General features: G+C 43.5%; 10 protein-coding genes. 8 read left to right on the top strand and 2 right to left on the bottom strand.

Annotated features, from left to right (window positions below):
• The first annotated feature begins 7 nt into the window (after nt 1-7).
• Nucleotides 8-961, top strand: coding sequence for a UvrD-helicase domain-containing protein (locus MUS1_RS16180; RefSeq protein ID WP_211236434.1), 954 nt, complete (start codon nt 8-10; stop codon nt 959-961).
• A gap of 31 nt (nt 962-992) precedes the next feature.
• The gene (locus MUS1_RS16175) at nt 993-1,955 is read left to right on the top strand and encodes a hypothetical protein (RefSeq protein ID WP_211236433.1); all 963 of its coding nucleotides are present in this window, start codon (nt 993-995) and stop codon (nt 1,953-1,955) included.
• Nucleotides 1,956-2,116: 161 nt separating this feature from the next.
• Here the strand turns inward: MUS1_RS16175 and dcd are convergent, their stop codons facing one another.
• Both dcd and apbC read right to left on the bottom strand, forming a co-directional pair.
• Entirely contained in the window at nt 2,117-2,704 is a 588-nt protein-coding gene (dcd, locus tag MUS1_RS06610) for a dCTP deaminase (RefSeq protein WP_036160374.1), read from the bottom strand.
• 9 nt (nt 2,705-2,713) lie between these two features.
• On the bottom strand, nt 2,714-3,805 hold the full coding sequence (gene apbC, locus MUS1_RS06605; protein ID WP_051436144.1) for an iron-sulfur cluster carrier protein ApbC: 1,092 nt from the start codon (nt 3,803-3,805) through the stop codon (nt 2,714-2,716).
• 312 nt (nt 3,806-4,117) lie between these two features.
• Between apbC and metG the strand changes: the two genes are divergently transcribed.
• The 6 genes from metG to rsxG all read left to right on the top strand — a co-directional run bounded on the left by metG (nt 4,118) and on the right by rsxG (nt 12,176).
• Nucleotides 4,118-6,169: a methionine--tRNA ligase gene (metG, locus tag MUS1_RS06600; RefSeq protein WP_036160372.1), complete on the top strand. Its 2,052-nt coding sequence runs from the start codon at nt 4,118-4,120 to the stop codon at nt 6,167-6,169.
• Nucleotides 6,170-6,443: 274 nt separating this feature from the next.
• Nucleotides 6,444-7,025, top strand: a complete 582-nt coding sequence (rsxA, locus tag MUS1_RS06595) for an electron transport complex subunit RsxA (RefSeq protein WP_036160371.1) — start codon at nt 6,444-6,446, stop codon at nt 7,023-7,025.
• 8 nt (nt 7,026-7,033) lie between these two features.
• Complete coding sequence (gene rsxB / locus MUS1_RS06590; RefSeq protein ID WP_036160370.1) at nt 7,034-7,630, top strand: electron transport complex subunit RsxB; 597 nt, start codon at nt 7,034-7,036, stop codon at nt 7,628-7,630.
• Nucleotides 7,630-10,500, top strand: coding sequence for an electron transport complex subunit RsxC (gene rsxC, locus MUS1_RS06585; protein ID WP_036160368.1), 2,871 nt, complete (start codon nt 7,630-7,632; stop codon nt 10,498-10,500). The genes rsxB and rsxC overlap by 1 nt, the downstream gene beginning before the upstream one ends.
• Complete coding sequence (gene rsxD / locus MUS1_RS06580) at nt 10,501-11,559, top strand: electron transport complex subunit RsxD (protein ID WP_036160367.1); 1,059 nt, start codon at nt 10,501-10,503, stop codon at nt 11,557-11,559.
• Nucleotides 11,559-12,176, top strand: coding sequence for an electron transport complex subunit RsxG (gene rsxG / locus MUS1_RS06575; protein ID WP_036160365.1), 618 nt, complete (start codon nt 11,559-11,561; stop codon nt 12,174-12,176). Before rsxD ends, rsxG begins: the two co-directional genes overlap by 1 nt.
• Nucleotides 12,177-12,184 lie beyond the last annotated feature (8 nt).

The following is a 12,184-nucleotide window of genomic DNA, read 5'->3' as shown; positions in this document are numbered from 1 at the left end:
GGAACTTATGTCGGAATATCTTTTCTTAGCGGAAACTAAACATATTGAGCAGGACGATGATATTGATGTAGTTATCAAAGAATGCCTTCAAATTGGGTCGGGAAAAAACTTCATTACCTTTGCAGGTGCTGGTTCTGGTAAAACCTATTCTTTAAAGAAGGCTCTCGAATTCTTAAAATCTCAACATTCAGATAACTTCTCTCGTCAAGGAAAACGAATTGCAGTTGTAACCTTTACAAATAATGCCGCAAACGAAATCGTTGATAGGATCGAACAAAATCCTATCTTTTCAGTATCAACTATCCATAGCTTTTGTTGGTCTGCTATCACTGGATTTAATGAAGATATTCGTAAATGGTACTTGGAAAAAATTCCTTTCGATTTAGGCGAACTTGAAAAAAAAGAGGAGAAAGGTCGTGCAGGTAAAGCATCAGATGCGCGAAAGAGAACAATCACTCGATTAAAAGAAAAGATAGATTGGTTAGCTGAATCACGCTCATTTACTTATGATCCAAGTGGTGTCAGTTCCTCTAAAAACGCATTGTCACATACAGATGTTTTGAAGATTTTTGCTCATTTTTTGATAACTAAACCAATGATGGCTGAAGTTATAGTAAATAAATTTCCTTTTATATTTATTGATGAAAGTCAGGACACCGATAAAAATGTTATCAATTCATTTTTTGAATTGGCTTCTATGAAAGTAAATGAAGTGGTTATAGGGTTATTTGGAGATACTATGCAACGTATCTTTGGCGGTGGAGAAGCTGAGTTAGGTAAGACTAAACCAAGTGGTTGGGTCTCTTTTGATAAGAAAATGAATCATAGGTCTGCCAAACGCATTGTTGGGTTAGGTAATCAAATTCGTGATGAAAGTGATAAAAGAAAGCAATATGCGCGAAACGGAGCAAAAGATGGTCATATTCGATACTTTTTACTTCCTCATAATGTAAAAAAATAAAAAAGTAATTGAAGAGAAAATTCGGATATCCATGTCAGAAATAACGACAGATGCTGATTGGGTAAATGCAGAATCCAAAGAAACCGCTATTTTGTTATTGGAACATAAAATGGCAGGACATCGTCTTGGTTTCGATGAACTTTGGAACAAGCTTTCAAAGGCAGAAAAAGTAAAAAATACAATATCTGAAGGTAGTAATACAGAGTTGAACTTTTTCTCAAATGTAGTTTTTCCTTTAGCTGAAGCTAGTAAAAACGCGGAGAGAGCAACATTGATGTCTATTTTAAGAGAGAATAAATCTCCCTTGTTGGAAGCAAATGCACTCGATTCCAACAAGACAGATCCACTAGAGCTTGCTCGAAATGCAGAGCTCGCGTTTAAAGCGAGCCTTTTAAAGGATAAGGTCAGCTTTCACTCGGTATTAGAAGTATTAGTGAAGTATAACTTACTTAATATCCCAGAAAAGCTGAGATCATTTGTTGCTATTTCTGATGAAAAAAGTATTAGATCAGAGGTCGAAAAAACTGCAGGTGCTCAGAATGTCGAGGAAGAAAAAGAAGATCTGGATAATAGTGAAATAAATGCTTGGGCAGAAGCTTTAGAAACTAATTTTTTTCAAATCGAGAGCTATAAAGAATACATAGAAGACAAATCAATATTTAGAACCCATCAAGGAGTGAAAGGCAACGAATTTGAACGTGTTATGGTTATTATGGATGACGATGAGGCAGGTGGATTCATGTTTTCTTATGAACAATATTTTGGAGTGATGGCGCTGTCTAAAAGTAGTCAAGATAAACGTGATTCGGGAGAGGAAACTGGTTTAGATCGCACCAGACGATTGTTTTATGTTACATCTACGCGAGCAAAAAGTAGTCTCGCTCATGTCATCTATACATCAGATGTGAACAAGCTAAAAGCAAACCTAATTGAAAGACATTTTGCACAAGAAAGTGAGATTGAGATTGTTGAACTCGAAGGAAATAAAATGTAATTTATTTTCGTGCTCGCTATTCAAGATTAGGTTGAAATGAATTTTCGGCCCAATGACAAAGGGTAAACCCCATCTTCCGTCTTCCCCTTCAAAGACAAAGGGGAAGAGACTAGGCACAAAAAAAGAGGCCGAAGCCTCTTTCTTATTCCAACAGAAGATTTCTACGATTTATCGCTGGAAATTCTACTGCCGATGGCGGAAGTCTGTTCTTTGTATTTCGCGTCTTCGCGCTTGTTATAAGGGCGATCCGCCGATCCCGACATGGTTTCGAAGTTGATGGCGCCGATGGTCATGCCTGGGCTGAGGGCGATTGGGAGTTTGCCGCCGTTGAGGAATTCCAATACGATGCCGCCGCTCCAACCAGGGTCGATTCGGTGTGCGGTGAAGTGAACCATTAAACCAAGGCGAGCCAAAGAGGAACGACCGTCTAACCAGCCAACAAGGTTGTCGGGAATAGTGACAGATTCTTTGGTGACGCCCAGCACGAGTTCACCCGGATGGATAAAGAAAGGTTTGCCGTCGTCGACTAAAATCTCGTCGCTCATGACGGATTCGATAACTTTGTTTAGGTCTTCTTTTGAGCTGCTTAAATCTAAATATGGCGCTGGGTGACCTTGAAACACTCGGAACGAATTTCCCAATCGTAAATCCACTGACACGCCGCTGATGACACTATTGTCTGGGCGAGGATCGATGGCGATAGAGCCTTCGTCTAGGGCTTTGATGATATCTCGGTCACACAAACGCATTGTTTTTCCTTAGTCGTCGCTCATGCCAATAGTCGGCATGACGAATTGTTTGTTATCAGATGAATCTTGATTTCCCGCTAGGGTAGCACCAAGCTTACGAGCAATCGACTGATAAATGCCAGTCGCGTCACTTTCAGGTGCATCTATTACAATCGGTTTACCTGCGTCACTTTGTTCACGAATCGCCAAACTCAGTGGCAGTTTACCCAATACGTTGACGCTGTATTCTTTGGCAAGGCTCGCGCCACCTTCATCACCAAAGATGGCTTCATGATGACCGCAGTTAGAACAGATGTGTGTCGACATATTTTCGACCACACCAAGCACTGGGATTTTTACTTTGTTGAACATTTCAATTCCACGACGGGCATCAAGCAAGGCGATGTCTTGTGGCGTGGTGACAATAACAGAACCTGCTACCGGTACTTTTTGCGCCAAGGTCAGTTGAATGTCGCCTGTGCCCGGTGGCATATCGATGAACAAGTAATCAAGGTCGTTCCAATCGGTTTGCGTCAAGATCTGCATTAACGCGCCAGTCACCATAGGTCCGCGCCATGCAACGGGCGTGTCTTTGGTTGTCAAGAACGCCATCGACATCACTTGTACGCCATAGGCAGTTGGTGGAATGAAGAACTTATCTTCACGCACTTCTGGTCGAGTACCATCGGCAAAACCCATCATCATGCCTTGGCTTGGGCCGTAAATATCCGCATCTAAAATACCAACGCGAGCACCCTCTTTCGCCATCGCCAATGCAAGGTTGACTGTGGTTGTTGATTTACCGACGCCACCTTTACCAGACGCGACAGCGATGATGTTCTTCACACCTTTTAAGCCCGTAATGTTACCTTGAGTCGGTTGGCTTTTTACTTCGTGAGCGATGTCTAACGTAATTTCACGGCTATCGTCCAATGCAGTTTTAATGCGAGCTTCTAATGAAGCTTGTTCCATCTCTGCGGGATAACCCAAATTTAGTGATATATGCAGGCGACTTTCATCGCCTGTCATTTGCCAAACAGAACCATAAGGCTGACCGCTGTTTTCATCGATCAGGCTTTCTAGTATCGCGAGCAATTCTGTTTGTTGCGTATTGGTTGTCATGAAACGCTCCTAGTGAGGAAGAAAGTCAGTCGGTGTGGCGAAAATAAGAAATGAAATCTCGTTATCGCACAATTCTCTGTACTGTTCTCAACACTCTTTGCAAAAATAAATTAAAATGATGTGGCAAATATGGAGGCAAATTGCGGAAAAGCAAGTCTAGCTCTTGCACACGAGTGGCTGAGACTTATAATTACGCCTTCTAAATACTATCCATAAGTACTATCTAAATTTTGTTCTGTTTACTCATTCATTATTCTAGCTTAGTTACCGATAGTGCATTCGACCTTTTTTAATCCAGCAGGCTTATCAGAAATGGCACAAACGCAACGTAAAATATTAGTCACCAGCGCTCTTCCTTATGCAAACGGCTCTATTCATTTAGGCCACATGCTAGAGCACATCCAAACGGATATCTGGGTACGTTTTCAAAAAATGCGTGGCCATCTTTGTACGGCAGTTTGTGCGGACGATGCGCACGGCACCGCCATTATGATTAAAGCGGCGCAAAACGGTATTACATCAGAAGAGCTTATCGATGGCGTTCGCCAAGAACACATGGCCGATTTTAACGATTTCTTGATTGGGTATGACAACTACCACTCTACTCATTCAGATGAAAATCGCGAGATTTCTTCAAGTATCTACAAGGCATTACGCGACAACGGTAAAATCTCTGTTCGCTCTATTAAGCAAGCCTTTGACCCAGAGAAAGAAATGTTCCTTGCGGATCGCTTCATCAAAGGCACCTGCCCTAAATGTAAAGCGGAAGATCAATACGGCGACAACTGTGAAGCCTGCGGTGCGACTTATTCCCCAATGGAAATGATCAACCCGCGTTCTGTTTACTCTGACGCGACACCGGTTGAGAAAGAATCTGAGCATTACTTTTTCAAACTTCCAGACTTCCAAGACTTCTTGGCGAAATGGACTCGCAGCGGCACTTTGCAAGACCAAGTGGCGAATAAGTTAGCAGAATGGTTAGATTCTGGTTTGCAAGAATGGGATATCAGCCGCGACGCGCCTTACTTCGGTTTTGAAATCCCTGACGCGCCGGGCAAATATTTCTACGTTTGGCTAGACGCGCCGATTGGCTACATGGCGAGTTTCCAAAACCTATGTGATCGTACTGACGGTTTGAACTTCGACGATTATTGGGCGAAAGATTCTGACGCAGAGCTTTACCACTTCATCGGTAAAGACATCATCAACTTCCACGCCTTGTTCTGGCCTGCGATGTTGGATTGCGCTGGCTACCGCACGCCAACCAAAGTAAACGCACATGGTTATGTCACGGTTGATGGCAAGAAGATGTCGAAATCTCGCGGTACCTTTATTAAAGCGCGTACTTACTTGAATCATTTAGACCCGCAATACTTGCGTTACTACTTCGCAGCGAAATTGAATTCGAGCGTTGATGATATCGACTTGAACCTACAAGACTTCCAGCAACGTGTGAACTCAGACGTAGTTGGTAAAGTGGTGAACATCGCCAGCCGTACAGCGAGCTTTATTGGTAAGAAATTCGACGGACAATTAGCCACCGACGTAAGCGAAGGCGAGATGATTCAATCTTTCATCGACGCGGGCGACATGATTGCAGAGTATTTTGAAGGCCGTGAATACGGTAAAGCGATTCGTGAAATCATGCGCCTTGCCGATGTCGCAAACACCTACATCGCTGACCAAGCACCTTGGGTACTGGCGAAAGACGAAGCGACTCTGCCTAAGGTTCAAGAAGTCTGCACCGTTGCCTTGAACTTGTTCAGTATTTTGGCGACTTACTTGAAACCTGTTATGCCGCATTTGGTTGCTGACGCAGAAAGCTTCCTTGGTAAAGAATTAACATGGGATAACCGCAGCGAATTGTTGTTCGGTAAATCTGTAAATGCATTCAAACCGCTTATGGGTCGTATTGATCAGAAACAAATCGACGCGATTATTGCCGAAGGCAAAGAAGAAGCAGAGGCTGAATTGAAGGCACAAGAAGCAGCCCAGCCAAAGAAGGAAGAGACTGAGTTAACGAAAGAACCAATCGAAGCAGAAATTAATTTCGATGACTTTGCCAAAGTCGATCTTCGTATTGCCTTGATCACTAAAGCAGAGCACGTTGAGAAAGCCAATAAGCTGTTGAAGCTGACGTTAGACATTGGTGGCGAAACACGCACTGTCTTCTCTGGTATCAAGTCAGCTTATAAGCCAGAAGACTTAGAAGGCAAATACACAGTGATGGTTGCCAACCTTGCGCCACGTAAAATGAAATTCGGCATGTCTGAAGGCATGGTATTAGCAGCAGGCCCTGGCGGCGAAGAAATTTACCTGCTTGAGCCACACAGCGGTGCCAAGCCCGGCCAGCGTGTTATGTAAGATTAACGACGACCAGCTCTCTATTGCTTGGCTTATTGAATATTAACGCTCTAAATAAGAAGAGTTCTTAATAAGCTAAGCAATAGAATTTTCAATTCAATATAAACTCGATCTATATAAGTCTAGCTTATTATCTATATACTTAATCAGACTAAAAACACAGCACTTTTAGCTTTGTTAGTTATAAGCTGATTGGTATAGTTACGCCATTAAAGATACACCTATAAACTCGTATCTATACTATTCAATTCACCATATTTTTTTTGGACGTGAGATGACTGAATATCTCTTGATACTAGTCAGTACCATACTGGTTAACAATTTTGTCTTAGTACAGTTCTTGGGACTTTGCCCATTTATGGGTGTGTCTGGGAAGCTGGAAACGTCTATTGGCATGGCGATGGCCACAACCTTTGTATTGACCCTGTCGAGCCTATGTAGCTACCTTACTTTCACCTATATACTTCAACCTTTTGGGCTTGAGTACTTGCAAACTATCTCGTTTATTTTGGTGATTGCCGTTGTGGTGCAGTTCACTGAAATGGTTGTGCGCAAAACCAGTCCATTACTTTACCGTGTTTTAGGTATTTTCTTACCGCTTATTACCACTAACTGCGCGGTATTGGGCGTGGCATTACAAAACATCAGCAAACAAAACGGTTTCGTCGAATCTATCCTTTATGGTTTTGGTGCTGCAGTCGGGTTCTCATTCGTGTTAATTCTATTCTCCGCCATGCGCGAACGTATCAACGTGGCTGACGTACCGGTTGTTTTCAAAGGCTCTGCGATTGGCATGATCACAGCAGGACTTATGGCTCTGGCTTTCATGGGCTTCACCGCCCTTGTACAGATTTAGGAGCCTGCATGTTAACTGTTTTACTTGCTATTGGGGTTCTGGTTCTTTTATCGCTTATTTTCGGCGCAATTCTTGGTTACGCCAATGTGCGTTTCCATGTGGAAGGCGACCCTATTGTTGAGCAAATTGATGCGCTTTTACCGCAGACTCAATGTGGTCAATGTGGTCACCCAGGTTGTCGTCCATATGCAGAAGCCATTGCCAATGGTGAAGCCATTAACCATTGCCCTCCTGGTGGACAAGCGACGATTCAAGCCTTAGCAGATTTATTGGATGTAGAAGCGATTCCATTGGATGGCGATCATGGAACAGAAGCCGCCACCAAAGTCGCAGTGATTCGTGAAGACGAGTGCATTGGCTGTACAAAATGCATTCAGGCTTGTCCGGTAGACGCCATTTTAGGCGCAGCAAAACAAATGCACACAGTCATTGCTGATGAATGCACAGGTTGTGACCTTTGCGTTGAACCTTGTCCAGTAGATTGTATTGATATGGTAGAAATTGGCGTGACAGCAAAAACATGGTCTTGGGATAAACCTCAAGGTATCGCTGCGAACTCTCTTAATATTATTGCCACTGACCGCCAAACTGAGGTGACTCACTAATGCAAACACCTCAAATTTTTTCGTTTCACGGCGGCATTCACCCAGAAGAAAACAAAGCGCAATCTTTGCAACTTCCTTTGGGTCGTCCACGCTTGCCAAGTGAGCTTATCCTGCCACTTGGGCAACATATCGGACAAAGCTCTCGCCCTTTGGTCAAAGTCGGTGATCACGTATTAAAAGGCGAAACCATTGCGATTAATAACGGTTTTTTAAGCAGCTGTTTGCACGCTCCAACATCCGGCACCATTACTGCGATTGAAGAACGCGCTATCGCTCATCCATCTGGCTTGAATGATCTTTGTCTAATTCTAGAACCAGACGGTAAAGAAGAATGGACAACATTAAATCCATTAACCGAATGGCAAAGCAATGACAAAACCGACGTTTTAGCGTATCTCGCAAAAATGGGCATTGTAGGAATGGGCGGCGCTGGTTTCCCTACGCAAGTAAAACTGCAAGGCGCGCACAAAAACGCGCTTAAATATTTTATTGTTAATGCGGCGGAATGCGAACCTTACATCACAGCGGATGACATGCTGATCCGAGAGAAAACCCAAGAGCTTATTTCAGGCATTGAAATTCTCCAGCATCTTGTGAATGCAGACCAAGTGGTTATTGGCATCGAAGATAACAAACCAACCGCCATTGCTTCGCTGAACGCTTTATTGAGCGAACAAAACAGCCCCATTCAAGTCGCTGTTGTACCGACTAAATACCCTTCTGGCGGTGAAAAACAACTGATCCAATTGCTAACAGGCGAAGAAGTTCCAAGTGGACAATACCCTGCTGACATCGGTGTCTTATGTCAAAACGTCGGAACCTGTGTTGCGGTTCATGACGCTATCCATTATGGCAAACCATTAATTTCCCGTTTCACCACATTAACGGGTGATGCGTTAAAAGCACCGCAAAACGTTGACGTTTTATTGGGAACGCCTGTTGCTCATTTATTAGAGTATGCAGAATCTCAACATAACAACCTTCACAGGCTTGTTATGGGTGGTCCAATGATGGGCTACACTCTCGATTCTGCCGCCGTGCCTATCGTCAAAACCAGCAACTGTATTTTGGCAGCAACGAAAAAAGAGCTTCCGCCACCAGCACCGGAACAAGCTTGTATTCGTTGCGGAATGTGTGAGCAAGCCTGCCCCGCTAACTTATTACCTCAACAATTACTTTGGTTTAGCAAAAGCCAAGAGCACGAAAAAGCCGAGCACTATAATCTTTTCGACTGCATCGAGTGTGGCGCTTGCTCTTATGTTTGCCCAAGCAGCATTCCTTTGGTGCAATACTATCGCCACACCAAGAGCGCCATTCGCGAAGCACGTGAGGCCAACATTAAAGCTGATTTAGCGAAACAACGCTTTGAGGCACGTAAAGCTCGTCAAGACGCAGAAGCCGCTGAGCGAGAAGCAAAACGCCTTGCTCGTCAAAAAGCGACACCAGCCAAATCAACAACATCGAAAGCCGCACCATCACCATCTAAAGCAGCGCCAACACCAGCTGCGCCTATTAGTGATGAAGCTAAAAAATTAAAAGTCGATGTGGTAATTGGCAAAACCAAATTGAAGAAAGCGCAAAAACTTCTGCTTGAAGCTCAAGAAAATGAGCATCTTGAAGACATCAAAACATTGCAGTTACAAGTAACAGAGCAAGAAACACAACTTGCTTTGTTAGAAGAACAACTTAGCAAACTGACACCGGTTGCTGCTCCAGTGCAAACCACACCAAGCGCGCAAAGCAAACCAGCGGTCAATGATGAATTGAAAAAAGCTAAGATTGATGTCGCTCTGATTGGTGTAAAACTGAAAAAGCTTAACAAGCAGCTAGAAGAAACACCGGATGACCAAGAACTAAAAGGCAAAATCACTAATTTCGAAATTGATTTGAAAGCAGCACAAGCCACTGTCGACAAATTAGGCTCCGCAAGTACCGCTTCAACTGCACCTAAAGCTGCAATCAGTGATGACTTGAAAAAGCTTAAAATCGACACAGCGATTGCCAAAGCCGCCGTTAAAAAAGTCGAAAAAGCGTTGCAGAAAGCGGAAGAGATTCAAGCACCTGAAGTGGATGCGATTCGCCAACAATTAAAAGAAGCCCAACAACGTGCTGACGAATTAGAGAAAGCCTTAGCGAACCCCCAGTCAACTGACGCAAAGACCGTTTCTACTCCAGCGCAAAACAGCCCTGATGCCGACGCAGAAAAGAAACGCAAAATTGATTTAGCCATCGCCAAAGCAGGCATCAAGAAAGCGGAAAAGAACATTACTCTATTGAAAGAACAAGGCAAAAACGATGCTGAGATTACAGCATCAGAATGGCCTAAGAAGTTAACAGAGGCACAAGAAAAACTTGCCGCTCTCGAAAAGGAGTCGACGCCAGCGATAACACCTAAAGTAGAAGCGGCTGTACCTGCTAACGCTGACGCGGATAAGAAACGTAAAATCGATTTAGCCATTGCGAAAGCTGGTATCAAGAAAGCAGAAAAAAATATTGCTCTATTGAAAGAGCAAGGTAAAAACGAGGCTGAAATCACTGAATCTGAGTGGCCTAAAAAACTAGCGGAAGCACAAGAAAAACTTTCAGCTCTTGAAGCGACTGATGGAAATACCACTCAGAAAGCCACTCAAGAATTACCAGAATCAAAAACTGACTCAGCTACGAATGATTTGGCGAACAAGATTAAGAAACAAAAAATTGCCGCTGCAAAAGCACAAATAAACAAGTTAACTAAACGTCTAGATAATGAGCCAGAGGTAGCAGACAGTATTCAGCAAGAAATCGCTGCTACACGTCAAAAACAAGAAGACGCGGAAGCATTGTTAGCACAACTTACTCATTCGAAAGAAACAACGCAAGAGAATCACTAAATGGCATTATTGAGGATTTCATCACCCCACACCCAACGTGCAGGACATCGCACATCTTGGGTGATGCAGATGGTTATCTTGGCGACCCTTCCAGGTATCGCTGTACAAACTTGGCTATTTGGCTGGGGAACATTAATCAACGTAATGATTGCCAGTATCGCGGCTTTGTTATGTGAAGCGGCTATTTTGTCGATTCGTCGTCGTTCCGTCGCCTTCTTCTTAAAAGATTACAGCGCATTACTTACTGCGGTTTTGCTTGGCGTAGCATTGCCGCCAACCGTACCTTGGTGGGTAACCGTAACAGCCGTGAGCTTTGCAATTATTTTTGCGAAACAACTTTATGGCGGTTTGGGCAATAACCCTTTTAACCCAGCCATGGTTGGTTATGCCATTGTTCTTGTATCATTCCCTGTGCCAATGAGCCAATGGCTTGGCGTTCAATCCATTGTTGCATCAGGTGAAAGTTTATCTTTCTTACAAAGCTTACAAGCTATCTTCCATCACTTACCGAACATTGATGGCTATACAATGGCAACACCATTAGATGGCTTCAAGAACAAAGATTTAGTCGACAGCGCAACAGCTTTCCAGACCATTGAGGCACTGCAAAGCGCCAGCATTAACAGCTGGTTATGGGTCAATATGGCCTATCTTGTAGGTGGAGTTGGCTTACTTTGGCTGCGTATTATTACTTGGCATACTCCGGTTGCTGTTTTAGGCGCACTGCTGATCATGGCAGGCGTTTTCCATCTGTTTGATATGAGCAACACAGCAACACCCCTGTTCCATCTAACAACTGGTGCCGCTATGTTCGGTGCCTTTTTCATCGCTACCGACCCTGTTTCTTCTTGCACCAGTAATCGCGGCAAATTGATTTATGGTGCTGGCATTGGCATTTTGATTTACATTATCCGCACTTGGGGCGGCTACCCAGATGGCGTTGCCTTTGCGGTATTGTTAATGAACTTCTCTGCACCACTCATTGACTATTACACTCAGCCACGCACTTATGGTCACAAGAAAGCCAAAAAAGGCTTGAAGATAGGAGAAGATAACTAATGGAATTATTAGCCTCTATCCGTCGTAATAGTTTCGGTTTGGGTATCTTTGCAGTGTTAACAGCAGGACTTATTGCTCTAACTCATCAGTTCACTAGCAGCACGATTAAAGACAACATTCTGAATGCGCAAATTTCAGCTTTTAACGAAATTTTGCCTGCTGACCTATACGATAATGACTTAACGACAGATGTTGCCGTTTTACCTGCCGACCCATTACTAGGCAGCCCAGAAGGCATTAAAATCCACATCGCTCGAAAAGATGGCGACGTCACAGGTATCATTTTTGAAACCATCGCACCACGAGGTTACAACGGTAATTTGGATTTATTGGTTGCCATAAATAAAGACGGTGTTGTCACAGGCAGTCGCGTTATTAGTCACAAAGAAACACCCGGCTTAGGCGACAAAGTTGATTTGAAAAAATCCAATTGGATTCTAAGTTTTGAAAATACTTCGCTATCCAGTCCGACACTTAAAGGCTGGGCGGTGAAAAAAGACGGTGGTAACTTCGACCAATTTACTGGCGCGACGATCACACCTCGCGCTGTCGTTCGTGCCGTAAAAAACACACTCGTATATTTTGAACAACACAAAGATGCGCTGTTAGCGCGTTAGGATAGATT

Source organism: Marinomonas ushuaiensis DSM 15871 (genome assembly GCF_000521805.1).
GTDB classification, from domain to species: domain Bacteria; phylum Pseudomonadota; class Gammaproteobacteria; order Pseudomonadales; family Marinomonadaceae; genus Marinomonas; species Marinomonas ushuaiensis.
The sequence above is the reverse complement of the archived record's forward strand: the minus strand, read 5'-3'. Positions and strand labels throughout refer to the sequence as shown.